The sequence below is a fragment of the Shewanella zhangzhouensis genome, from assembly GCF_019457615.1.
In the GTDB taxonomy this organism is placed as follows: Bacteria; Pseudomonadota; Gammaproteobacteria; order Enterobacterales; family Shewanellaceae; genus Shewanella; species Shewanella zhangzhouensis.
In genome coordinates, this window is the sequence record NZ_CP080414.1 from 2,450,307 (window position 1) to 2,475,451 (window position 25,145).

Here is a 25,145-nt window from a genome sequence, read left to right on the forward strand (position 1 = left end):
ACATTTTAATCCAATAAAATCAAACACCTGACGATACAGTATCGCATTCCAAATTTTAGAATCGCTTATTCTGCCTAAAATTAACATACCACTTTAGTAGTATTTGCTCTTGCGCATCAGCTCTAGCTTAATACGTAATTAGTGATATTTGAACTTAACAACAAGGCGTCTAGGAAATTAGTGGCGATTCAGATGCTCCCTTAACCTCACCGGTCTATAGCTGCCTCAGCAAGCGAGCTAAAACCGTTAAAATTACCTACCGAGCGCCGAGACATGGCACGATTGGCCATGTCGTCATCGCCGCCACAGGCTTGAAATTCTTTGGCGAAGACGAATGGAGAATCCGCAAGCATGGCAAACCAAGCGCCGCGTCTGGCGCAAGCTGCATTTGGCAGTCGATGCCCAAACATATACCAGCATTACGGCGGAAGTCAATCTTGAGAGCGTTGGCGACAACCACGTGCTGGGTACCTTACTCAAGCCGATTGGTCCTAGCATTGAGCAAGTTTCTTCCAATGGCGCTTATGACACCAAGGCTTGTCATCGATTGCTGACACGTAAAGGGATCACCGCAGTTATCCCGCCGTGGTCAAATGCGGGCATTTGGCGAGGAGAGCACACCCGCAACAAGGCGGTAATCGCCTTGAAAGCAGATCAGTTGACAGAGTGGAAACGCCAACAAGACTACGGCAAGAGGTCACTGACAGAAACGGCCATGTACCTAAAAAAGCAACTGATAAACCCAACCTTGAGTCTGCGTGACTACAGTGACCAAGTCGGGGAAGCTTTGGTCGGAGTCAAGGCTTTGAACAAAATGCTGAGCTTGGGCATCCCCTCGGTGGGAACCGGTCGTTAAACCGTGTAAAACTTTGGAGCGGTTGTAACTCGCGCAATTATTTGATCAACAACGCCAATTTACCCTGCAAACCAGGTTGTTTTTTGCCAGCTTAGGCGAAATCTGATACAAAGAATGTTATCAATTTCAGTTGTCTTTTTAGGGAATTTGAAACCTAATTTGAGCAACGTAAAGATTCTAGAACGCCGAAAGGACAAGAAAATGGAATTCATTATAGGTGCAATCGTTATTTTTGTTCTCTATAAACTCGGGTCAGGGAAACCAAAACCAAAGGCGAAAGCAAGTTCTAACACTAGCCCGTCAGTAAGCATTACAAGCAATAGTATCAATTCAAAAAACACTCGTTCATCTGCTAGTTCTAAGGTTGAAAGTACCCGAGATGATGATTTCGCGACATTCAGGGTCTATACAAGTTATGGCGCAGAAGCTGAAAAGACGTCCAACACTCAGAAAGGCCGTTGGGTCAGCGAAGGAGAGCAACTGACTGTTAATGGTAGGCAAATACCCAGAGGTTTTTACTATTTTGGTGGGGTGCTGAATGCCCTAACGGGGTACGGAATTGAGCCATCATTAGTCGATGAGAAACGCCCGGCACTCACAAAATCATTCAAAACCGGTTCAGATTTATACACTGATGAGTCACTCGGTTACTGGCCAAGTTATGCCACTTTATCCAAAGCTTGTAGGGGTGCATACCTTGATTTTTTAGCTTCGGACCGCACTGATTCAGGCACGCCAATTGGCTATGTCTTCATATACTTCTATGGATTTGAAAGACGTATTATCGAAAACAGGTCGAACAACTCAGTATCAGATGAAGAGTTTTTAACCATATTTAATGAAGTTTTACGCCTCAATAGGGTGTTCAATGCTAACCGTTCGTTTAGGGGGTATTCGGCTAGCTTTCTGGAGTTAATGACTCTACTTAGGCCCGCACTACTTGAGCATAGAGCAGCAGATATCCCAGAAACAAACAACGGATTATCATTCAAGGTTCGGCTTGCAACCACTATTGCTAAAGGCCAACCTGTTAATGCAGATCTGGCGCTAGATTGGCTGAAAAATACGTTTGAATACACTCTAAAAACACCTGCCAGAAGGTGCGAAGCTGAGTTCAGAAAACTTTTCCAAATAAGGTTTAAAGAGAAATTTGGTGATGGAATACTGGTAAAACCTAACAAAACTAAGCTCACGCTGTCCTACCACGCAGCTAGTAATGGAATACATAGAGTTGACTTAAATTTGGAGGATTTACCTGACCCCAGCGTGCTTAAAGCCCCCCTTAATAAGCTCATACCGATCGCTGAACAGTGTACTGATGAGCTAAATAGTTATAGCCGGTATTTAGGAAAGGCTGATACCTCAAAGGATGAAATCGCCGCATTAATGCTATTACCCAAGGAGCTTGCGAACGAAGCTGATTCTCCCGTCATCGGTTCTTTCAAGCAATGGGCTGAGCAAATTATTACAAATCATAAAGGACTGACAACAGTTCAGGACTTTTGGTCTCATACAGGCATGCCGATGCCAAAAGCACTTAATAAAAAAGAAATCGATTTGCTGACGAATCTTGCTGCAAAGGCCGAAATTGGTATCGCACCAGACCAACGCTTTCACTTAACCAAGTTTAAAGCTGACGGAAATATCGTTTTGTTCTCTCCAGGCCATGGGGAGTTCTTTGAATCGTCTCCAGCATTTCATCAGGTAATGCTCGCCTTAAGACTTGGTGCGATGGTGGCAACTATTGATGGTGTTGTAGCGGCTGATGAGGAGAAAGCTCTTCGCAGAATTATCGAGCATGATGACAAGCTGTCACCAACGGACAAGAATTCGTTATCTGCTTATCTGACATGGCGATTAAATAGCCCAGCGAATACCGCTGGATTGAGCGCTAGGATTGAGCAATTAAATGAGACTCAGATTGAGTTCCTGAAGAGATTTATCGTATCAATTGCCCTTGCGGACGGTAAGGTAGATGCCGACGAAATAAAGCAAATTGAAAAGCTGTACGCCTTCCTGGGTTTGGATAAATCACTCGTAACAAGCGACATCCACCACCTGACTACGACCACAAAGGGCTCTTTATCAACTCAGCAGGATACAGGTAAAACCAAAGATGTATTTCTGTTGGATGAAGAAATATTGGCCATGCATGAGAATGACACCAGTGACGCAAAATCTATGTTAGAAAGCATTTTTGCTGTAGATGATGAGCCTGAATCTGAGCCTATTGCTGTCGTCAACTCTGTTAATAGTGGTTTGGATACAACTCACCAGGCCTTGTTTGAACAGCTGATAACAAAGGCCGCATGGACTCGTCACGAAGTTCACGAGTTATGCAGTAAACTCAAACTGATGATTGATGGCGCGATAGAAACGATTAATGAGTGGGCTTATGAAAAAGTCGAAGCGCCAGTTCTGGACGATGATGGTGATATCTATGTTGATCTCGAAATTGTTGAAGAATTAAGGGGTAAATGATGATTGCAAAGAAAATTCGGGCTAAGGAAAGAGACGCAATTATCCAATCTCTTAAGTCGGGTGTTACACCTAAAGTTGGGATCCAACATATTCAGGTGGGCCGGGTAAATGAACTCAAGGCCATGATCCAGGATATTGAACGTATCACCGATGGTGGATCCGCTTTTAGGTTAATTATCGGGGAGTACGGCTCGGGTAAAACGTTTTTCTTGAGTGTTGTAAGAGCTATAGCACTGGAAAGAAAGCTGGTTACCGTAAACGCAGACCTATCCCCCGACAGACGGATCCATGCCTCAGCAGGCCAGGCAAGAAACCTCTATTCAGAACTAATGCGCAACATGTCTACCCGTAATAAGCCCGACGGTAACGCACTAACAAGTGTCGTTGAGAGGTTTATTACTGAAGCTCGCATGGAGGCTGATAGCACTGGAAAGATTGCCAATGCCGTCATTCATGAAAAGTTAGCGTCTTTATCAGAGCTTGTTGGTGGGTATGATTTTGCCAAGGTTATCGAAGCCTATTGGACTGGTCATGAAACAGATAATGAGACACTTAAAGCAAATGCAATTAAATGGCTGCGCGCCGAATACTCCACAAAAACAGATGCGCGTAACGATCTTGGCGTAAGAACAATTATCTCTGATACATCATTTTATGATTCACTCAAATTGATGAGTTTGTTCGTTCGTCAAGCCGGCTATCAGGGGCTTTTGGTCAACCTGGATGAGATGGTAAACCTGTATAAGCTCAACAACACCACAGCAAGAACATCGAACTACGAACAGATTTTACGCATCCTGAATGATTGTCTACAGGGAACGGCGGAACATTTAGGTTTCTTACTGGGTGGCACTCCTGAGTTCCTGCTTGACCCCAGAAAGGGTCTATATAGCTACGAGGCGTTGCAGTCCAGACTTGCCGGCAACACCTTTGCTAAGCAAGCCGGTGTTATCGATTACTCTTCTCCTGCCTTACATCTGGCGAGTCTAACGCCAGAAGAGCTCTACATCCTGTTGAAAAATTTGCGTTATGTTTACGCCGAGGGTGATGAAAGTAAGTATCTTGTTCCTGATGAGTCATTAAAAGCATTTCTAAAGCACTGTAGCCAAACTATTGGAGATGCTTACTTTAGAACCCCCAGAAACACCATTAAGGCATTCCTCGATATGCTGGCGGTTATCGATCAGAATCCGAATATTGCTTGGAATAATCTGGTCGCTTCTGTGGCTATTGAAGAAGAAAAACCTTCCGATGTAGAGCTTGATATCGAAGATACTGAGGATGATTTAGCCGACTTCAAGCTATGAGGGACGAACATGAGAAGCTGGACATTAGAGTTCAGCGTTGGATTTTTCAGCAAGGATGGTCTGGACTCAGAGAGATCCAAAGTCTTGCTATCGAGCCAATTTTATCTGCCCAAACGGATGTTCTTATCAGTGCATCAACTGCTGCAGGTAAGACCGAAGCGTTTTTTCTCCCGGCAATAAGTGCTATTGCAGGACAACAGGAAGGGGTTGGTATTCTCTATATCAGCCCCCTCAAAGCGCTAATAAATGACCAGGATCGGCGATTTGAAAGCCTATCAGACTTACTGGATATGCCGGTTACACCCTGGCATGGGGATAGCCCTCAGGGTAAGAAAAATAAGCTGAAAACCTCTCCTGCCGGCATTGTCTTAATCACGCCGGAGTCACTTGAGTCACTACTCATTCGTGATGCCGGCTGGGTCAAATCAGCTTTTTCTCTTCTAAGATACGTTGTTATTGACGAATTTCATGCCTTTTTAGGCTCAGAACGTGGACACCATTTACTCTCCTTGCTCCATAGGCTTGAGCACCTACTCGGACGATTAAAGTCTCCCATTCCAAGGGTGGCGTTAAGTGCTACGCTTGGTGAAATAGAGAAAGTCCCTTTGGCTTTGCGCCCTAACCAATCATTACCATGCAAAATCATCAGGGATACGAATGCTGTATCGACACTTAAAGTCCAGATCAAAGGCTACGTTAATCCTGCTCAGGTAGACATCGAAGAACCCATCGATGCTGAATATAAAATTTGCCAGGATCTTTTTAAATTTTGCCGCGGTGGCAACCACCTTGTTTTTGCCAACAGTCGCAATAGAACGGAAAGTATCGCGGCAACGTTAAGTGACATGTGTGATCAACAACATGTACCAAATGAGTTTTTTCCACACCATGGTTCGCTTTCAAAAGAACTGAGAGAAAGCCTCGAAAAACGGCTTCAACAAGAACAATATCCCACAACAGCGGTATGCACCATGACCCTGGAGCTCGGTATTGATATTGGGAAAGTTAATTCAGTTGTCCAGGTTACGGCCCCTCACTCCGTGTCAAGTCTCCGTCAGAGAATGGGGCGTTCAGGACGCAGGGGCGGTGCCTCTATTCTCAGAATGTTGATTGCTGAAGATGAACTAACCAAAGATTCAAACCCGATTGATAAGCTACGTTTGGAGTTAATCCAGTCCCTTGCCATGATAAGATTGCTTATCAGTAGTAAGTGGTATGAGCCGGCCGATACATCGCTTTATCACTTTTCCACGCTACTACATCAAATGCTCGCAGTTATTGCTCAGTGGGGAGGTATTAGAGCCGATCAGTTGTACAACCTGCTCTGCAAAGAAGGGCCTTTCCAAAATGTTTCTGCAGCCAACTACAAGGCTATTCTTTTGCATATGGGCGGCTCGGAATTAATCACTCAGCTTGGTAGTGGAGAGTTGGTTTTAGGTGTTTTAGGCGAACGAATTACCGGGCATTACTCATTCTATACCGTGTTCAAAACCCCTGAAGAATTCAGAATTGTCAGTGGTACCAAAACGCTTGGTACGTTGCCTGTCGACTCATTGGTACTCGTTGGACAACACATTATTTTTGGCGGAAAAAGATGGATAGTCAAAGATATCGACAGCGAAAAAAGGACGATTTATGTTGAACGGGCAAAGGGAGGAAAGCCTCCAAAGTTCGGTGGTAGCGGTATGTCGGTACATGACGTTGTGCGCCAGGAAATGTTTAAAATTTTAAGTGATGGCGATTACCGGATCGATGTCGCTGGCCAAAAAATAGACTTTGCTGATGCCAACGCGAGAGAGCTGTTTAGAGAGGGCGTAGCTTTCTTTAACGAGGCTGAGCTGCGACAGAATTCATTGCTTCAACACGGCAATGATGTATACATCTTTACTTGGCACGGTGATAAGGTCGTCAACACAATAGCAACATTACTCATTAAAAATGGGTATGAAACGGGTGTTTACGCGGGGGCTATTGAAGTCAGTAATACGTGTTTAAGTAATATTAAATCGGAATTACAATCTCTGAAAGATCTTGAGCTGCCAAGCGCTGAGGAGCTCGCAAATTTTGTGTTCGAAAAACGAGTTGAAAAGTTTGATGAGTATTTACCTCCGAAGGCGCTCCAACTAGCATACAGCGCTAGAACTTTCGATCTTGATAGTACCAAAAACTGGCTTATATCTACGGTAAGTCAGTACTAGAAACATAAAACTTTTCTTATTCCTTTCTCTTTTGCCTTATTGATTCTGGCTCCTATTTTTTTAACTAAGGAAAATTAAATATTTTAACAAATCAATCTCTTGACTCCATAATGGCGAGTAAAGTTTACGAAAATCAGGCTGGCTTTTTGGTTTCATTTGCTGCCTTCTAAAAATCCGGTATTAATCATGCAGCGCTTAAGCTTCATTCGCACGCTGATCTTGGTTGCCTCGATGCGGAACATATTCTGAGCCATATGTCGAAGACCCGCCAGATTCTCAGCGTCATTATCCAGGTAGACCTGACAGACAACCTCTTGAAGGTCGACATCTAGGATTGTAGAGGTTAAGTAAAACTGGCCACAGGTTTAATACTTTTTCTCTACCGCCGTCCCGATTTATACGGCAAGTGACAGTGGCTATCAGGAACACCGTATAGCGCGAAGGTGATGCCAATTGGTGGTGTACTGTGGAGTAGCAGCTCTCGTCGCATAGCCCATTTCTGCTCGATACCTTGTGCCGCGAGGAACAAGGTATCAGAGCCATAACGGTGGTTAAGGGCATCACAAGCTTGCATTATCCGTGGATTTGCCGGATTGGGCGTAAAGAGATCAGCTTGAAAGTGTGCTTCGTCCGTCAGATCGAGCAGCCCTACGCCAATCTTGTAGTAACGCACACCTGGGCGGTAAAGTTCTGGTACAACCCTGCTTACTTCGGTGGTTATAACTGCGGAACAGTTTGTAGGTACGGCAAACTTAATCAACCGCTTAAAACCCACAGGACTTTCGTCATAGGGGCTCTTATTGGCAAACACCAACACAGTGCCAGTAAGGTTCCCTTGCTTGCGGGCTTTGGCCGCAGCAATTCCTACCTACTTGGCAATAGCCTGATTCAAAGATTGCAGATCAGTGATCCGCTCACCAACAAATCAGGTTGAAAATAGCTGCTTCTTATCGGCCCAAGTTTCATCCCATCCCCTACAAGGCAAGATAAGTATGACTTTAATAAACTGCCACTCTCAAATAAAGATATAGCGTCGATATAGGCCTCCATGCCCATAGACGTTTGTCACATATATTCAGATTCAAAATGCACAAATAGACAGCTCAAAATATTGATCAAATGGATAATGACACTCGGTCAAAACTTGGGGCGAGTCACCGAATGGTCACGGATTGGTCACGGTCACAAACCGCAATATTAGGAAGTAGAAACGTAAAAATCAAAAAGCCCAAGCTATTTATAAGCTTGGGCTTCATGAATGTTGGCGGAGCGGACGGGACTCGAACCCGCGACCCCCGGCGTGACAGGCCGGTATTCTAACCAACTGAACTACCGCTCCCCAATTGATGCGCGCATCATACCCGCAACATTTTATTTGGGTCAATGGCTTTGTATTTAACAACAGACCGTTAGATTAAATTTTAAACAGTCTTATGGGTGCCGCGCGCTCTGCTAGTCTTCGGGCAACGTCAGGTCGATATCATCCAGGGTTTCTTTCATGGATTTCGATGACTTGTCCTGATTTGCGGCATCCAGTGCAGCCGCTTCAAGGGCCTTTTTCAAGGCCTGACGCTTACGCCAGAAGATAATTGCGACTATACCAAGCAGCAGCAACACCAGGTTAACGCCAATGAGAACCATCATGGCGCTTTCTTTGGCCTTGGCTTCTTCGGCCGCGGCAATTGCCGCCTCACGGGCTGCTATCTCCTCCGGGCTGGGCGGTGGTGCCGGTGGTTCGATAAGATTGAAAAATTTTTCCGGCAAACTCAGGACAATTTCGCGGCCGCTCACAGTGGTCGAGAACGCTTCCCCTTTGATGCGGTAGCTACCGAACTCATGGACTTCCGGGAGCACAAATTCATTCTGCCCTTCTGTCAGTCCGGAAAAGGTGATTGGCAGCTGAAGTCCTGCCGGGCCGACCAATTCCAGTTCAAGATGGGTTTCTGCCAGTTGCAATGCTTCAGCATCGATACTGACGCTCATTCGATAAGGCGATGTGAGCGGGTCGTCCGGTTCAAGAAGCTGAAGACTGATGGGATGCCTGGAGAGAATAACCGACATCTCCTCTTCACGGTCGAATACATTGTTTCGGGCCTGAACGGTAAATTTGTAATGGCCCCAGGGTTGGTTCAGGTTGATGGTGCCGGTAAATATGCCGTCATCGGGTCTTTCATCCAGACCTTCACCGTCATCTTTATAGCTGCCCACGGTGACAGTACCGGCGGCAAAGTTTTCATCCCCTGGCTGATGATCGCTGATAAAGCGGGCCACCCACTCGACCAAATAATCCAACCCCGGCATTCTGAGCCGCTGTTCATCTCCCATCAGTCTGGCGGTGATCTTGATGCGCTCTCCCTGAAACAAGGGCTGCGGCAAGGGGTCTATTTCCACCGAGAGTTTACTTAACATGTACAGCGTTGAGCCCTTGGACACCTTGCCCACCAACTGCCAGGGACCGGGCTGGGGATTTTCTATGGAGATGATGTCGCCGGTGACCCCATCGGTCCATTTAACCGTTTCGGGGTGCCTGGAGGCATACCATTTACTGCCATCGGGTAACACCACCACCACGGGTGCACTGCCGTAGTCGCGCTGAATCACCAGCGTCAGGCTTTCGACCATATGGTCGACGCGAAAACGATTTTTAAGCTCCCGCGCCTGCTCTTTGGGCACGACGCCGGCAAGCACGGGCATGGCCTGCAAACAGACCAGCGCAAACAACAGTAACAGTTGCAAGGCTTTCAACAAGGTGATTATCCCCGCCAGAGGCATTTGCCCGATTTGCCTACCAAATCAAGCCGTTTTTCATGGTTACCCAGTTCATCGGCCGTGGCTCTGACAACTTTAAGGCTTGGGCGATTGCTATCCAGACGAATGATCCCGCCCTGCTCCTGAGCGCCTTCATCGGCGTGCAGATTAAATTTGGTCTGGCCGCCTGTCATCACCAGATAGACATCGGCCAGGATCTCGGCATCGAGCAAAGCGCCGTGATAAGTGCGGCGGGTATTGTCTATACCATATCGTTTACAGAGCGCATCGAGGTTGTTTTTCTGCCCGGGGTGCAAAAACTTGGCAATGGCAAGGGAGTCGAGCACGGTGCAGATGTCTTCGACCTTGGGTCCCTGAGGCACCAACATCGAAAACTCGTGGTTAATAAAGCTCATATCGAACGAGGCGTTATGCGCCACCAACTCGGCCCCGCGGATAAAATCCAGAAAGCCGCCAACAATCTCATGAAATCTGGGCTCTGCTGCCACCCTATCGTTGGTAATGCCGTGTACGGCAATGGCTTCTTCATCAATCGCCTGACCGGGATTGATATATTGATGGAAGGTGCGTCCGGTTAAGCGACGGTTTACCACTTCCACACAGCCAATTTCAATGATCCTGTGCCCGAGGTACACCGCACCGGCGCCCTGATTCATACCTGTGGTTTCGGTATCGAGGATGATCTGCCTTTCGGCATTTGAAATGATATTCATAGGTAATTCTGGCCTTTAGGAGGCAAAAAACGGTTATACTCGCCGGGAATTCTGACTATGGTAACAACTTGATGAGCGAACTGAAACAGATCCGAATCTACACCGACGGTTCCTGTCTGGGCAATCCCGGTCCCGGTGGATACGGCGTGGTCATGATCTATAAGCAGCACCGCAAAGAACTCGCTGATGGCTTTGCCCTGACAACCAATAACCGCATGGAGCTGCTGGCCCCCATAGTGGCATTGGAAAGCCTTAAAGAACCCTGCAATGTCATCCTCACCAGTGACAGCCAATATATGCGTCAGGGCATTACCGAATGGATCCATGGCTGGAAAAAAAAGGGCTGGGTGACTGCCAGTAAAACGCCGGTCAAGAATGTGGATCTGTGGCAACGCCTCGATGCTGCTGCCGCCAAGCACAAGGTGGATTGGCGCTGGGTGAAGGGCCATGCGGGCCACACCGAAAACGAACGCTGCGATACTCTGGCCCGTGAAGCGGCCGAAGCAAAGCCGACCCAAATCGATAAAGGCTATCAGCCCTGACAATTACTGGCATTATCCGGAATCGATGCTGCGCTTCGCTGCTAGCCTGCCGGTTTTTCCTGAATATTGAAAAAGTTCTGACAAAACTGCACAAACGCATTGGCAAGCGCCGTTGGTTGACGACTTTTGTGGCGGATGAGAAAGAACGGCCGGGTAATGGACAGACCGGTCACCTCAATCAGGGTGAGCTCACGGCGGGCAAGCTCCCGCTCAAGGGCGAGCTCAGATAACACCCCTAGCCCAGCGCCCTGTTTTACTGCGAGTTTGATGGCATCTGCGGTTGAAAAACAAAACCGCGCCTCGGGATGCAGCCCAAGAGCATGGGCTGCGTTGACAAAATGCTCCCGGGTACCTGAGCCCTCTTCTCTGAGCACCCAGTATTGCTGCCTGACATCATCCACCGAGACCTGTTGCCCTGCCAGCGGATGGGCAGGATGGCAAAACACACACAAATGGTCTTGATGCCAGGCGCTGACATCCAGTCTGCGATCCACACAATGGCCTTCAATAAAGCCGAGCTCCACTTCAAAGTTAGCCACCTGTTCGATAACCGCGGACGTATTGTGAATAGACACGTCCACCAGGGCATCCAGATGCTGCTGACCGAACGCCACCGCCGCCTTTGCCAGCAGGAAATTACCTATGGTGGTACTGGCGCCAACTTTAAGCTCACCGGCCAGCACAGCGCCACTGGCATGAAACAGGGCTTCTACCTTGGATGCCTGAGCCAAAAGCTCGGTGGCTAGTGGCAGCAGCTGTGCGCCCTGTGCATTCAGCCGCAGCCGGTTACCAACACGTTCAAAGAGTCTTACTGACAGCTGCTTTTCAAGCTCTGCAAGCGCCATTGAGGCTGCCGGCCCTGTCATCCCAAGCCACTGGGCGGCTTTACTCACCTGCCCCGAGCGGGCAATGGCTTCAAAGACCTCAAGCTGTCTGAGGGTCATTTTCATCGCCCGTTTGCTCCGACAACCCGACCTGCACGCCCCGCTGTGGCCGCGGTCGTCCATTTGGGTTGGGCAACTTTCCACTTATCGGCAACTGGGGTCAGCGGTATATCCACTTTACGGGCAACCAGTAAATAAAGGCTGCCGGCACCGGGAAGCCAGGCTCGCAGGACATCCTGCCAAAACCCAAACCTGTTGGGATCACCGATTAAGGGATGGTAGAAGAAACGCTCATCACTGATGACCTGATAGCCAAGAACGCTGAGCCAATCTCTAACCCTAGAAGGTAAAAAGAAACGTCCCTGCCAGGGCGCTCGCTGTCGAAACGACGGCAGCAACTTTCCAAAAAACAGGCTGCTCAGGGGATTAAAACCCACAATAAACAAATAGCCGCCACTGATAAGCACCCGGTCTGTTTCACGCAGGATCCGGTAAGGGTCCTCTTCAAACTCCAACAACAAGCTCATCAGTGCGGCATCGATACAGGCATTTTGAAAAGGTAACTGATGGAAATCCGCCTGCACTCCTGCGCCCGGGGCACAGTCCAGCGAGATTTGGTGACTGATACTGCATCCACGACTGTCGATGGCCGATGAAAACCCACCCAATTTCAATAAGTGATAGCCGAACACCTTTGGCCACCAGGCATTGAGGGTGTTTTCAACAGCTGCCTGCAACTGGGGATGCGCTGGCAAGGCCTGCCATGGTGTCGGCGAATCTGTCATGGGCGCTCTATAAAAAGCGTAAACTTGGCAATAGCATACCTTAATTCTTTTGCCCATTGCACCAACGCCTTCGCCAATAAGGGACTCAGTTCCCCCTCATCCATTAATGGATTTTCACTGTACTTTAATTGCGCAGACGTGACACACTCACGCCCAGCATTTTTCACCACAAGAGCCAAAGCATGTTGGATATTCGCCCCATTCCCGCGTTCGCGGACAACTACATTTGGATGATTGTACTGCCTGATGGTGGTGCCGTTGTGGTCGACCCGGGCGATGCAACGCCTGTGATAAACAGCCTCCAAAGCTTGAACCTGCATTTAACTGCGGTGCTTTTGACCCATCATCATGGCGATCATAATGGTGGCATAAGCCAACTGCGTGACTGGGCAAAATCCAATGGGCAATCTTTTACTGTCTATGGCGCTGTAACCTCCGATTACAGTGATGTTCCCTGCCGCGATGGCGACACTGTCAACATTTCGGGCTTGACCAGCCCTGTCAGAGTGCTGTCGGTGCCGGGCCATACCCTGGACCACCTGGCCTTTGTGGTGGACAACGCCCTTTTCTGTGGAGACACCCTGTTCAGCGGGGGATGTGGCCGATTGTTTGAGGGCGATGCACGCCAGCTATATGATTCGCTGGCAAAGTTAGCCTCTCTTCCCGATAACACAGAGGTTTATTGCGCCCACGAATATACTCTCTCCAACCTCAAGTTTGCGCTGGCGGTGGAGCCACAAAATCAATGTCTTCAGGATTACCTTAAGCAGGTGAACACCCTCCGTGAAGCCAACAGGCCTTCGCTGCCAAACACGCTTGGAACCGAGAAGGCTATCAACCCTTTTTTGAGGGTAGATAAAGCAACTGTTAACGCCGCTGTCGCCGCACATGCTGGACAAAAAGTGACAGATGAAGTGACCTGCCTCGCCCTTTTGCGCCGTTGGAAAGACAATTTTTAACTTTTGCGCTACTATGTCGGCCATTTTGCTTATGACATGGAATGACTGCATCGCCTCCCCGGCGATTGTGCGGCCCGAATAATCACGGGAACGGCATAAAACATAAAAAATAACGAGGGTTTGCCTGTTTTCATGCGAAACATTAATTACTTTTTTGCCGGCAGCTTACTGCTGCTTTCCGGCTGTCAGTTGATCCCCAATGGGGACGCTCCGGCCGATGATGAGACCAACATCAATCCTATCTCCGAGGTTGTCTCTCCCACCGAATCTGACACGCAGGAGCAGGTCGTTGAAGTACGGGATCTGTGGCAACGTATGCAGGAAGGTATGCTTTGGGATAAGCCCAATGAAGCCTACGTCGCGCCTTTCCGTCAGAAACTGCTGGCCAATCCAAGGCACCTTGAACAGGTGTTCAGCCGTGCCGAGCCATTCCTGTATCTGATAGTCGATGAGCTCGAACAACGGGGCTTACCCCTGGAACTGGCGCTGTTACCCGCCATCGAAAGCGCTTTTGATGCGGACGCCATTTCCCATGCCAGTGCTTCTGGCTTATGGCAGTTAACACCGCCCATGGCCCGTTACTTCGGGCTGAAGATGAACTGGTGGTATGACGGCCGCAACGATGTAGTAGCGTCCACCAAAGCGGCAGCGGATTTCCTGGAATACCTGTACGATCGCACCGGCAACAACTGGCACTATGCGATTGCAGCATACAACAGCGGCGAAGGCCGGGTATTGAGTGCGGTACGTCATAATGAAAAAGTGGGTAAGCCAACTGATATCTGGGCATTAAAGTTGCCTCGGGAAACCCGCAATTACGTGCCTAATCTGTTGGCGCTGGCCGATGTGGTAAAACACGCCGATCAATATGGCGTCTCCTTACCAAGCATCAAAAACGAACCTGTAATCGATGTCGTAGAGGTCGGCAGCCAGATAGAGCTTGCCCTGGCAGCGGAGCTGGCGGGGTTGAGTGTCAGTGAGCTTAAGTCACTGAATCCCGGATTTAAGCAATGGGCGACGGCCCCCAAAGGCCCTCACCGTTTGGTGGTGCCTGTGAGCAAAGCGCCTGATTTTGTCGTGGCGCTGGCGCAGACCCCGCAAGAACAGCGGGTACAGTGGGCCAGATACCAGATTAAACGTGGTGACAGTTTGAGTGTGATTGCCCGCCATTTCGGTACCACACCTCAGGTACTCAAGCAGGTGAATCAGATGAAGAACAATCAACTGATTGCCGGCAAAGAATTGGTGGTGCCTGCCAATGGCCGCACAAGTGCTACGGCGCAACTGGCATCGACAACGCCAAAACAAAGCTACAAAGTAAAATCCGGTGATAGTCTGTGGAAAATCGCCCAGGCCCACGGCGTCAGTGTGGATGATTTGAAAAAATGGAATGCCCTCGGTAGCAAAGCCATTATTCGTCAGGGACAGCTCCTGACTGTCTGGCCAGGCTCCAAAGCCGTCGCCAACACGCGCTCGACAACCTATCAAGTCAAACGCGGCGACTCCCTGTCACTGATTGCGCAGAAATTTAAGGTCAAAATCTCTGAGCTGATGAGCTGGAACAAGCTTTCCAGCAGTGCCCTGCAGCCCGGACAGACCCTGACTGTGATGCTGCAGTAATCACTGCCTTCCCAATAAAAAGCAGCCGTTGGTTGCTTTTTATTGGGAATAGCTTCGACAAGTCCATTGAGTTGGCCCTTAAGTCATAGACCACCATCTGCGCTCCGGGTTGGCTGGTTGGATGGTCAAGTCGCTACTCTCACATGGCGAAGTTGTCTCATCACGCCTGAACAGCCGTTCCAGACCATATGTAACATAGCCCCTGCTGTACATGTAAAGAAATCAAACTGAAAATCAAGCCGTCCTGCAAGGTGCCTGAGTGTGCCGTGTATGGTGATTCAGGCCTCTGCGTGAGCAAAGTGGGAGTAAAAGCTTCCCGCAGACTTTAAGACTATTACACCGCCGCAGCTGTCGATAGAAGACTTTGCGCAGAAGATAGATACCGACAATGACAACCAAGTACCGATTTTTATGGATAACACCCGAAATAGAAAGGAGCGGCCAGGCCGCTCCTTTTTCCACACCCCAAGCTTACTTTTTGCCGAGCATAGGTTCTGATATCAGCTGCGAGGAGGAATGCTTGGCACCGCCAACCCTGACACACTCATGCTGACAGGGGCCATCAGCGGGCTTCGACCCGCCGTGGTGCCGGCGAAGATGGCCTCAAACTGACAGGGTCCCTGACAGCTCGACAGCGCTTGTTGAGGCACGGCAAACTTATGCGTCAACACCTCACCGGGAGCGATTTGGGTTTCTCTCAATGCCTGTGTAAACATCATTTCCTGTGACCAGGCCCATACCCGCCGATTATACTTGTCTTTAAGCCAAAGATCCGCGCCCATGCCCGAGGTAAAGTGCGCGGTAATCACATTGCTGCCCTGATGAGTGACAGTTAGCGTAACCATAAGTTTGCCACGCTTGTCTGTGCCTTCTACCGTCAGGGCGCCAATCAATGGCATGTCCATGGTGTGTTCCTTAAACCCGTTTTGCTGTTGACGCAGGTCGGCATCCACCGTCGCCGGCGTGACAACCGCCTCGGCGCACCCAGCACCAAGCAGCAAACTCAGCACCAGCAGTGGCAGCTTCATTGATTGCCTCCCAACTTTTTGAACAGGGAGTCTTTCAGCTTATCTTTGAGCTTATCTGTCTCGCCCTTGAGTTGGCCTTTGAGCAGGGCCTCGGTATCCAGGGCAAACTTGGGTTCAGTAAAGCTGCCGGTAATAGCAAGCGGAATTTCGATGCCTGCCAGCGCAGTATCACCGCCCTGTCCTTCCAGTGAGCCAACGACCTTGGTGGCAAGCTTATAGTCGAGGGTTTCAGCCATCAGATCTGCGCCGCCCTGCCCTGAAATTCGCAGAAGTGGAGAGAGCATCAACAAATCAGGATTGTTGGCTTTACCTGCAGCAATATTCAAAGAGCCTGTGAGACTGGAGAAGTCTGTCTTCTTCTCTTCGCCACCGGCGGCGGCATTTAAATCACCTTTGAGCTTGGCCTGTGCATCACGGATCATCTGTGGCACGTTCACACCATAGAGCGCACCATCGGCCACTTCAAACTTTCCATTGGCATTAAGGTTGCGCTTAATGCTGTCTGCCAGCAAACCAGCGCCTTTACCCTGAATGTCAAAGTTGGCGGTACCTGCAAGCAAATCAACTTCGGCAGCATCTTTCAGGAGCGGCAATATCTGTACGCCGGTGATGGCTTTGTTAAAGCTATAGACTGCCGGTACTTTGCGGCCATCGAGGGTGGCGCTGGCACCGACCTTGCCACCGTATAAAGATGCTTTGAGCTCATCGACCTTAAGCACGCCACCGGCAAGATTAGCTCTGAGTGCCCAATCGGCAGTGGAAAGGCCGGCCACTTTCACGACAGCAATGTCCAGCTTGAGTTTGGCATCAACGGCCTTCATCCCAGACAAGTCCGGCTCCTTCTGCGCGGGAGCGGTTGTTGCCGTATCTGCCTTGGTTTCGGACTTTTCAGTGCCGAGAATGGCATCGACATCGATGGCGCCAAAAGCCAGCTCAACGTCTACAAAGGGCACCTTTTTGCCATAGTTGGCTGCAATGGCGCCTTTACCTTCAATGTCCATCAGGCTAAGTTTGTCCACTGTCAGTTTGGCGGTTTTGGCTTCCAGAGCCACATCGGCGCCACCGGCAAATTCCACTTTTACTGCGCCCTTTGGCAGCGAGTCGCCTTGAGCATTAACCTCCAAATTCAATCCGGCAAGTGACAAGGCGTTCAACGCTTCACTTACCGTCAGCGTTGCCTCACCCTCGCCCTTCACTTTCATATCGGGCAAATCTGCGCCGAACGCAAATGCCAGAGGCGCTGCTTTTCCGGGAGTAAATTCACCCAGAGTTAATGACGACAGCGTAAAGGTTTGGCTGCTGCCGGCGGCTTCATCAATCAGGGTAATGCTGGTATCGCTGATGTTAATGCCACCAATGCTGATGGCATTAAGCCCAGGGCCCTGCTTGGCGTCTGCCGGCTTATCAGCAGATCCAGTGTTGCCAGTCAGGCCATCGAGGCTTGATTTACCCTGCTTGGTGGTGACCAGGGTTAACTTGGCGCCGTCCAGACGCAACTGATCGATTTGCACATCCCGGCTAAGCAGTGGCAGAAGTTTAACCTCAGCGACTACCTCTTTGACGGCCATCATATGGGCTTCTTTAAAGCCTTCCGGGTTGGACAGACTCACCCCAGCCAAACGAATGCCGATAGAAGGGAAAAATTGCCATGACAGCGGCTCTTCGATAACCAACTCCCGACCGGTTTGCTCTTTTACAGCATCCACCAGCATGGGTTTAAAATCATTGGGGTCAAAAATGAGAGTAATGTACAGCACCACTAAGACGGCAATCGCAGCGATGCCAGCGAAGATCCATTTGATCAATTTCATCCTGGTTTTCCTTTAATCCTGTTCAATAATGGGCAAGGCCTCACGGGACACGGCAATGCCATTGTCGTCGGCATATATCCAGTCACCGGGATTAACGGTGACGCCAACCAGGTTAAGTGTAACACCTGTGTCTCCCAATCCACGACGTTCAGTTTTAATGGGCACAGTACCCAAGGCTTGAATGCCTATATTCAAGGTGGCGAGAGTACCTGCATCCCTAATGGCTCCGTAGACAACAATACCAGCCCAGCCATTGTCCAGAGCAGACTGGGCAATCAGGTCGCCGACCAGGGCTTTGCGCTGTGAGCCACCGCCATCAACCACCAGCACCCTGCCAAGACCGGGCGTTGCCAGCAGCTCCTTCACCCTGGAGTTATCCTCAAAGCAGCTTACGGTGACCACCTGCCCGTAAAAAATCCGTTTTGCACCAAACTGGCGCCAGGGCGCCGCCACCAAGACGAGATGTTCAGCAAACTCATCAAACAAATCCGGTAACAGGTCGAGCATGTCCTTACTCCCATTATCATTTTCCTGTAGAGACATGGATTACTCTAGCCTGATGAATATTCACACTCAAGCAATCAACACGGCCTTTATCTCAATTGCACTATTCTTTATAATCAGTTCCCTTAATATTGCCTGCACTCAGGCACCAGAGTATTTACAGAAAGCGAAGCTAAGATGACAACCGATATAGATTTGCAACGTGCTATTGCCGCGCTGGATGAATATGGCTACGACAAAAAGCTTTCGACGGATCTTGAGCAAGCAAGAAATAAACAACAGATGCGCAAATATCTGGACTCACTCGACTATAGTCTGCGCCGCATGGAGCTATTGCAGGAATCGGTTAACGAATGGGTTGCTGAGCGTAAGGCACTGTTAGCACAGCAAGAAAATATTCAAACCTATAAAACCAAAATTATTAACCTCTCCAAAGAACTGAATCTATCCTATAACGAAGTGTTGGAGATAATGAGCAAGCTGGACAGCAAAAATTAATTCCAGGGCCTTTATTTAAGGCCTTGGATTTTTTCACCTCAGGTATGTTTGGTGATACTGCTGAGGTAAAATTTACCGTCATCTGTTTCTTATAGTCCGTCGCCGCACAAGAGAATCGCCTGTCTTCACATTGCTCTCCTCTCTTTGTCTCTTTGCCGCTTTGTCTCTTTATCTCTTTGCCCGCTTTGCCGCTTTGCCGCTTTGCCGCTTTGCGAATGACACATTGTTGAAGCAACCCTGTGGTTGACTTTCACCCTCTTTAGCAGTGCGTTACCGCTGAACTCTCTCGATATGAACATGGTTTTTCTGTGGGCTATTTAATACAGCCTGAGCCACGTCACTGTATTTATTTAATATTTTTCATCGTTCATAACAAGTCGTAGCTGTTTTCAGCGGACAGAGGATTTTTGTGGGACGGTTAATCCTACGCAGGGCTTTTTCTTAAGAGGTTTCTACCGAAAACCCGCTGGACACCTGTGCGAGCAGGGTTAAAGCCAACTACACTCAACTCAACACGGGGAGGATTTCGACAACATGAAGAGACTGGTTGCAGCCTTGGCAATCTCAATCGCTGTAGTGTGGTATTTGATGGTATCCGTAGACCAGGGATCGGCCAATGCCACCAACTCCCTGACTATTGCCGTGTCCGCTACGCCACTGTCGAGTCCCGTTATCGTTGCCGAAAAGAAGGGGTTATTTAAAAAACACGGCCTGAAAGTGCAGTTAAAGCTACTTCAGGGCGGTCACCGATGCTTTGATGCCTTGATTAAAAATGAAGTTGATTTAGCCACAAGCTCTGAATCCGTGGTGATGTATAACGCCTTTAAACGCAATGATTTCAGTGTAATAACTAGCTTTGTTACCTCGGATAACGACGTAAAAATTATCGTACGTAAAGACAGCGGCATAACGTCATTGACGGACATTTCAGGCCACAGTGTGGGTATGGTCAAAGGCACTGCCAGTGAGTATTTTTTCAATTCCGCTTTATTGCTTAATGGCGTGGAGAACGCCCTTATTTCTGCCCGTTTTATGGCGCCGGAAGAGTTAGGCAAGGCACTGCTTGATAAACAGTTGGATGCTGTCGCTCTGTGGGAGCCATACGCCAGCGAGCTGATGCAATTACTTAAAAGTAATGGTCATCAAATCAGTACAAAAGGCCTCTACCGATTGTCTTTTAATTTGTTATCAATGCGGGGCGACATACTGAGTAAGCAGGAGACCCATGTGCGTGTACTCAGGGCACTGGATGATGCCATTGCCAGTATCATCGCCAGTCCGGAGGAAGCCAAACAGCTTGTCAGTGCCTATCTTAATGTGCCTCTGCCGGAGATAGAAGACTACTGGGCTGACTACCACTTTCATCTCGGGTTGGATAAAACGCTCCAATTAGAGCTGTTGTCCCAAGCCCACTGGGCAATAGATTCGGGCTATGTGGACCAGTCTCAAGCACCAGATTTTCGTGATTTTATCGATAAATCTGCACTCAGCCAGATTAGGGATACGTTCCGCTCACATTGAGGTGAACCATGACACTTTCCAAACGACTCAAACTCAGCGTGGTGATATCAGGCCTTCTGCTGTTTCTGCTGATGGGTGTTTTGCTCTATCTGGTCGGAATGGATGTGCGTGGTTACCGTCACAGCTATTCCTATCAACAGGCCCAGGTCACCCTGTCCCGGATGTCAGGTGAACTATGGCAGCTCAATCGTTACGAAGATTTACAGGCCTTGGACAAGGCGCGCGAACTGACCCAATTGCTGGATGAGCAAATTGGGTTCCTCGAAAAGGACGCTCAGTACAATCCGCTACTGAGCCACATCAAAAAAACCAATCAAAACCTGAAACTGTTAATGCAGTTGTACCCCTCAGACCCCAGAGAAAATGTAGAAACCGCCGCCATGCTTAACGCGCGGTTCAACACGCTTCTGCTAACCATGCAAGATGAGATGGGGGAAATACGTCATCGTCTGGTAGAAGAGCAGTTTTATTCCAAACAGTATCTGCTGCTATTAATTGCAGTGGTGCTTTTTCTGTCGATGTCAGCGGTCATTCTGTTCAATCTCAGGACCATGTCAGTATTCAAACGGGGAATGCTCTCCCTTGAAACAGGGATAAAAGATCTCGCCAGAGGCAATTTGGAGACGCGTGTATGTGAAGATTCGGGTTCCGAATTTACCGAGTTGTCCAAACACTTTAATTGGATGACACAGGAGTTACAGCAAATTACGGTGAGCAGAGATAAGCTGCAGGATGAAGTCAATAAACGCACCGAAGTACTGCAACTGCAGAAAGACAAATTAAAGTACGAAGCTGAACATGACTCGCTCACCCGGGTGTACAGCCGTTATGCGTTTCATCGATTACTGGAGCAAAGTCTGAAACGCCTTGCCCGCACCAATGGCACAGGCGCGCTGCTGTTTATCGATATTGATAAATTCAAACCCATCAATGACAACTATGGCCACAGTATTGGCGATCATGTACTGGTCACTGTTGCTCAGAGGATCTCCCACACCCTTCGCGAATCGGATATGGTTGCCCGTATTGGAGGAGATGAATTTATTGTGTGGCTCGAACCCATAGAGCACGCTTTGCAACTGGAGGTGGTCATTAAAAAGCTGCTGGATAAACTCCACCTTGACATTCATTTTGCCAATGTCCACCTGCTGATTGATGTCAGTATCGGTGCGGCTTGCTATCCCCAGGATGGTACTGGCATAGAAGAGCTTATCAATGTCGCCGATCGCAACATGTATGCCTGTAAGCGCGGCGACCGTGACACCAAATCAGCTCGACAGGGGGCTGAAAACCTTGCGGATAAAGGCCGTGTTTAACAACTTGTCACGCCGCAGCCACAGTAGCCACAGACAAAGCAGCAAATACAGGCTGGGCTCAATGATCTCAGATTTTACCGACCAGAGGTAATGTATGGGGGCAAGCAAGGCGACTAAGTACACCCAGTTGTGCAGCCTTTGCCAATGCGCCCCCATGCGCCTTTGTACGCTTCTTAGGGAGGTTACGGCGAGCGCGGTTAAAATCAACAAGCCTGCCATACCCACCAACAGGTACGGGCGTTTCAAAATTTCCGTCAGCAACATGTTCCAGGCAAACAGCAAATCCAGGCTGACAAAGGCCAATAGATGCAACACACCATAGCTAAACGTCCACAAGCCAAGCAAACGGCGGGTTTGCATTAACGGCCCCATTTTTAAGCGTTTTGCGAGCGGTGTAATCAGCAGTGTCAGCATAAGCCCGTGCAGCGTGCCTTTACCGGTAAAATGAATAATGTACTGCACCGGATCGCCGCCCAATTGGTTAAAGGCAACGCCCCATCCGAGCCACAGCAAAGGCAACACAAACCCCGTATGCAGCACACACTTGAGCCAAAATAATCGTCCCGGGGTTAATCGCATTAAAAGTACCTTTTCAAATCCAGGTCTTTATAAAGATGCGCTACCTGTTCTTCGTATCCGTTGAACAGGCGTGTCGCAATACGCTCGGCAGAAAAAAGCCCGCCTGGTCCTATTCTGCGCTCAGAAGCCTGAGACCACCTGGGGTGATCCACGTTGGGATTCACGTTGGCGTAGAACCCATATTCGTGGGATGCGAGTTGATTCCAGCTTGTGGGTGGCTGCTTGTTCATCACCCGGATTTTCACAATTGACTTGATACTCTTAAAGCCATATTTCCAAGGCACCACCAAACGCACCGGGGCCCCGTTTTGGGGCGGCAGGGTTTTACCATAGAGCCCGACACTCAAAAGAGATAACTCATTCATGGCTTCAGCCAGTGTCAGCCCTTCCACATAAGGATAATGAATGCCACCGCCCACATAGGCATTTTTTTGTCCCGGCATTTGCGCCGGATCGTACAGGGTTTCAAAGGCAACATGGGTTGCACCGGCTTTTACACCGGCCTTCTTTAACAGCGCCGCCAGTGGAAAACCAATCCAGGGCACCACCATTGACCAGGCTTCAACGCAGCGCAGTCGATAGATACGTTCCTCGAGGGCAAAACTGTGCAGCAGATCGTCATAATCAAGCTGCAATGGCGTATCCACCAAGCCCTCTACCAACAAACGCCAGGGATTGACCTGAAATGCCTGAGCATTTTCGACCGGGTCAGTCTTGGCGGTACCAAACTCATAAAAGTTGTTGTGACTTATGACCTTGTTTTCCGGCGTGAGGGGCTCAGATAAATCCTGAAACGCCGCAGGCTTGCTTGCTGAGAGGGGCGCTTGAATAAAAACAGGCTTGGGCGATTTTGAAAACACATCAAATATACTGCCATGCACAGCACCGGGAAGGCTCGCGCCAATGGCACCCAATCCCAACGCTTTTACGATGGCACGGCGGTCCCGGAACAAAGGCTCCGGCGTGACCTCAGCCTCAGACAGTTGCCACGATGGGCGTGTCACTCTGCGTCGTTTCACCTAAGACTCCTTAAAAATTCGGTGGCTGCTGTTAAACAAGACAGCCGTAAGGTCTGACTTCTTTCAGTAATACGTGATTTTTTCTTCAGGTGACCAATTATCATTCTTACGCCCCTTGAAGGCAGTATTCGACCATGCCAAGCTTAGCGCCATCAGTCCGGTTTAAGGAATACCATGACTCCGCTTGACCTTTTTTCTCTTCCCCAATGGATAGCCATCTCCGCCCTTTGTTTTCTTTTTCTGATGATCGGGGCGCTCATTAATCAGATCCTTACCCGTAAACGTTGGGAAAGCCTGGATGCACTGCGCATCGAGCAGCATCAAGCCGCCATCACCACCCTGGAATCACAACTGGATGAACACAAAAATCAGCTCGACGACAAAGAAGACCGACTGAGCTTTTTTCAAACCCGCATTGAAGAAGTCAGCCAACGTTACGGTGAAGCCAAGGCCGAGGCTCAGCGGTTACCCGAACTTGAGCAAAAGCTGGCCGACACCCATCGCCAGCTGATGGAAGCCCGGCTGGAAACCGCCAAGGCTATCGCCATGCAACAGAGCATCAGCGCCAAGTTTGACGCAGAAAGGCAGGCGTTCGAAGAAAAGCTGGCCCTGCTGGAATCGGCTGAAGCCCGGTTAAAGTTGCAGTTTGAAAATCTAGCCAACAAAATTTTTGAACAAAGAGCTGAACAGCTAAAAGGGCAGAATTTATTGCAGCTCGATGCGGTTATTGGCCCTCTCAAACAACAAATTGACGGTTTCAGAAAACAGGTCAATGAATCCTATTCAATAGAACAGGCCGAACGCAGCAGCCTCAAGCATCAGCTCGAACAACTTGCATCCCTTAATGTGAAGATGAGCCAGGACGCCATCAACCTGACCAACGCCCTCAAAGGTGACAATAAACAACAGGGCAACTGGGGCGAGGTGATACTGGAGCGGGTACTCAGCGAAAGCGGCCTGCGTGAAGGTCACGAGTACCACACACAGCAAGAGCTGAAGGCCGAGAACGGACAAAAATTTAAACCCGACGTTATCGTCCACCTGCCGGGCGAAAAAGACGTGGTGATAGACGCCAAAATGTCGCTCACCGCCTATGAACGCTATTTTAACGCCAGCGACGATGCCGATAAGGCCCAGGCTCTCAAGGAGCATGTGCTGTCGGTCAGAAGCCATATCAAGCTGCTGTCGCAAAAAGATTATCAACACCTCCACGGCCTTAAAACCCTGGACTATGTGCTGATGTTTATTCCCGTGGAGCCTGCCTTTTTATTGGCGCTTGAGCAGGAGCCGGGGCTGGTGGGCTATGCCCTTGAACACAATATTATGCTTGCCAGCCCAACCAATTTACTGGTCGCCCTGCGCACAATTCATAATATCTGGCGATACGAATATCAGAATCAGCATGCACAGCACATCGCCAGGGCCGCAGGCAAAATCTACGATAAACTCTGTATTTATGTGGACGAAATGGACAAGTTAGGTCGCGCTCTGGACACCGCACAAAAGAGTTATCAGTCTGCCATGGGTAAGCTTGCCACCGGCAGAGGTAATCTTATCCGTCAAGCCCATCAAATGCGCCAGCTTGGCATTGAAAGCAGTAAACAACTGGACAAGCAATTGCTGGATAATGCGCTTGACGACAGCATGGAAGCGGGTGAGAACCAAGATGCTGTAGCAGACGCCCTGGCTGGCAATGGTTCAACGCCAGTGCCACATTTGACTAACCAGAGACAGTAATCACGGAGGACGTTTCCC

Annotated in this window: 20 protein-coding genes, 1 tRNA gene and 1 pseudogene; 11 read left to right on the forward strand and 11 right to left on the reverse strand. The window is 49.2% G+C overall.

The features are described from left to right. Positions 1-191 precede the first annotated feature (191 nt). The 4 genes and pseudogenes from K0H63_RS10595 to K0H63_RS10610 all read left to right on the forward strand — a co-directional run. Positions 192-856: pseudogene (locus tag K0H63_RS10595) on the forward strand (IS5 family transposase); the annotation flags it as partial. A 201-nt stretch (positions 857-1,057) separates the two neighbouring features. Next, positions 1,058-3,337 (forward strand): tellurite resistance TerB family protein, encoded by a 2,280-nt coding sequence (locus tag K0H63_RS10600; protein ID WP_220064657.1) that lies wholly within the window; start codon positions 1,058-1,060, stop codon positions 3,335-3,337. Further along, positions 3,337-4,644, forward strand: coding sequence for an ATP-binding protein (locus K0H63_RS10605; RefSeq protein WP_220064658.1), 1,308 nt, complete (start codon positions 3,337-3,339; stop codon positions 4,642-4,644). The genes K0H63_RS10600 and K0H63_RS10605 overlap by 1 nt, the downstream gene beginning before the upstream one ends. Beyond that, the gene (locus K0H63_RS10610; RefSeq protein WP_220064659.1) at positions 4,641-6,842 is read left to right on the forward strand and encodes a DEAD/DEAH box helicase; all 2,202 of its coding nucleotides are present in this window, start codon (positions 4,641-4,643) and stop codon (positions 6,840-6,842) included. Before K0H63_RS10605 ends, K0H63_RS10610 begins: the two co-directional genes overlap by 4 nt. A gap of 379 nt (positions 6,843-7,221) precedes the next feature. Here the strand turns inward: K0H63_RS10610 and K0H63_RS20220 are convergent, their stop codons facing one another. From K0H63_RS20220 to dnaQ, 4 genes are all read right to left on the reverse strand, one after another. After that, positions 7,222-7,659 carry a DUF4113 domain-containing protein gene (locus K0H63_RS20220; protein ID WP_350355108.1) on the reverse strand — a complete coding sequence of 146 codons (438 nt, stop codon included), beginning with the start codon at positions 7,657-7,659 and terminating at the stop codon, positions 7,222-7,224. A 445-nt stretch (positions 7,660-8,104) separates the two neighbouring features. Then, positions 8,105-8,181: transfer RNA gene (locus K0H63_RS10620), tRNA-Asp, on the reverse strand. Positions 8,182-8,294: 113 nt separating this feature from the next. Then, positions 8,295-9,536 (reverse strand): TIGR03503 family protein, encoded by a 1,242-nt coding sequence (locus K0H63_RS10625; RefSeq protein ID WP_258405713.1) that lies wholly within the window; start codon positions 9,534-9,536, stop codon positions 8,295-8,297. Between the two features lie 59 nt (positions 9,537-9,595). After that, positions 9,596-10,324 carry a DNA polymerase III subunit epsilon gene (dnaQ, locus tag K0H63_RS10630; RefSeq protein WP_220064661.1) on the reverse strand — a complete coding sequence of 243 codons (729 nt, stop codon included), beginning with the start codon at positions 10,322-10,324 and terminating at the stop codon, positions 9,596-9,598. A gap of 71 nt (positions 10,325-10,395) precedes the next feature. Between dnaQ and rnhA the strand changes: the two genes are divergently transcribed. Further along, entirely contained in the window at positions 10,396-10,866 is a 471-nt protein-coding gene (gene rnhA / locus K0H63_RS10635; RefSeq protein WP_220064662.1) for a ribonuclease HI, read from the forward strand. Between the two features lie 41 nt (positions 10,867-10,907). Here rnhA and K0H63_RS10640 read toward each other — a convergent pair whose 3' ends face one another. Together K0H63_RS10640 and K0H63_RS10645 are read right to left on the reverse strand one after the other, a co-directional pair. Further along, entirely contained in the window at positions 10,908-11,816 is a 909-nt protein-coding gene (locus K0H63_RS10640) for a LysR substrate-binding domain-containing protein (RefSeq protein WP_220064663.1), read from the reverse strand. Continuing rightward, positions 11,813-12,535 carry a class I SAM-dependent methyltransferase gene (locus K0H63_RS10645; RefSeq protein ID WP_220064664.1) on the reverse strand — a complete coding sequence of 241 codons (723 nt, stop codon included), beginning with the start codon at positions 12,533-12,535 and terminating at the stop codon, positions 11,813-11,815. The genes K0H63_RS10640 and K0H63_RS10645 overlap by 4 nt, the downstream gene beginning before the upstream one ends. Before the next feature lie 182 nt (positions 12,536-12,717). Here K0H63_RS10645 and gloB point away from each other — a divergent pair, with 182 nt between their 5' ends. Further along, on the forward strand, positions 12,718-13,494 hold the full coding sequence (gene gloB, locus K0H63_RS10650; protein WP_220064665.1) for a hydroxyacylglutathione hydrolase: 777 nt from the start codon (positions 12,718-12,720) through the stop codon (positions 13,492-13,494). Positions 13,495-13,626: 132 nt separating this feature from the next. Next, the gene (locus tag K0H63_RS10655; protein WP_220064666.1) at positions 13,627-15,114 is read left to right on the forward strand and encodes a LysM peptidoglycan-binding domain-containing protein; all 1,488 of its coding nucleotides are present in this window, start codon (positions 13,627-13,629) and stop codon (positions 15,112-15,114) included. A 500-nt stretch (positions 15,115-15,614) separates the two neighbouring features. On the opposite strand, the gene K0H63_RS10660 is transcribed toward K0H63_RS10655, so the two are convergent. From K0H63_RS10660 to K0H63_RS10670, 3 genes are read right to left on the reverse strand one after another with little or no spacing between them, the layout of a single operon-like run. Continuing rightward, positions 15,615-16,142, reverse strand: a complete 528-nt coding sequence (locus K0H63_RS10660) for a BsuPI-related putative proteinase inhibitor (RefSeq protein WP_220064667.1) — start codon at positions 16,140-16,142, stop codon at positions 15,615-15,617. Continuing rightward, positions 16,139-17,953 carry an AsmA family protein gene (locus K0H63_RS10665; RefSeq protein ID WP_220064668.1) on the reverse strand — a complete coding sequence of 605 codons (1,815 nt, stop codon included), beginning with the start codon at positions 17,951-17,953 and terminating at the stop codon, positions 16,139-16,141. The genes K0H63_RS10660 and K0H63_RS10665 overlap by 4 nt, the downstream gene beginning before the upstream one ends. Before the next feature lie 12 nt (positions 17,954-17,965). Further along, complete coding sequence (locus K0H63_RS10670) at positions 17,966-18,460, reverse strand: putative 4-hydroxy-4-methyl-2-oxoglutarate aldolase (RefSeq protein WP_220067880.1); 495 nt, start codon at positions 18,458-18,460, stop codon at positions 17,966-17,968. Positions 18,461-18,634: 174 nt separating this feature from the next. On the opposite strand from K0H63_RS10670, the gene K0H63_RS10675 reads away from it, so the two are divergent. The 3 genes from K0H63_RS10675 (at position 18,635) to K0H63_RS10685 (ending at position 21,792) form a co-directional block, all read left to right on the forward strand. After that, positions 18,635-18,955 carry a hypothetical protein gene (locus tag K0H63_RS10675; protein ID WP_011760002.1) on the forward strand — a complete coding sequence of 107 codons (321 nt, stop codon included), beginning with the start codon at positions 18,635-18,637 and terminating at the stop codon, positions 18,953-18,955. A gap of 534 nt (positions 18,956-19,489) precedes the next feature. After that, the gene (locus tag K0H63_RS10680) at positions 19,490-20,476 is read left to right on the forward strand and encodes an ABC transporter substrate-binding protein (RefSeq protein ID WP_220064669.1); all 987 of its coding nucleotides are present in this window, start codon (positions 19,490-19,492) and stop codon (positions 20,474-20,476) included. 8 nt (positions 20,477-20,484) lie between these two features. After that, complete coding sequence (locus K0H63_RS10685; protein ID WP_220064670.1) at positions 20,485-21,792, forward strand: GGDEF domain-containing protein; 1,308 nt, start codon at positions 20,485-20,487, stop codon at positions 21,790-21,792. Here K0H63_RS10685 and msrQ read toward each other — a convergent pair. Both msrQ and msrP read right to left on the reverse strand, forming a co-directional pair. After that, the gene (gene msrQ, locus K0H63_RS10690) at positions 21,745-22,371 is read right to left on the reverse strand and encodes a protein-methionine-sulfoxide reductase heme-binding subunit MsrQ (protein ID WP_220064671.1); all 627 of its coding nucleotides are present in this window, start codon (positions 22,369-22,371) and stop codon (positions 21,745-21,747) included. The two genes, K0H63_RS10685 and msrQ, sit on opposite strands and share 48 nt — an antisense overlap. Continuing rightward, the gene (gene msrP, locus K0H63_RS10695) at positions 22,371-23,390 is read right to left on the reverse strand and encodes a protein-methionine-sulfoxide reductase catalytic subunit MsrP (RefSeq protein WP_258405568.1); all 1,020 of its coding nucleotides are present in this window, start codon (positions 23,388-23,390) and stop codon (positions 22,371-22,373) included. Before msrP ends, msrQ begins: the two co-directional genes overlap by 1 nt. Positions 23,391-23,564: 174 nt before the next feature. On the opposite strand from msrP, the gene rmuC reads away from it, so the two are divergent. Beyond that, positions 23,565-25,127: a DNA recombination protein RmuC gene (rmuC, locus tag K0H63_RS10700; RefSeq protein ID WP_220064672.1), complete on the forward strand. Its 1,563-nt coding sequence runs from the start codon at positions 23,565-23,567 to the stop codon at positions 25,125-25,127. Positions 25,128-25,145: the final 18 nt, after the last annotated feature.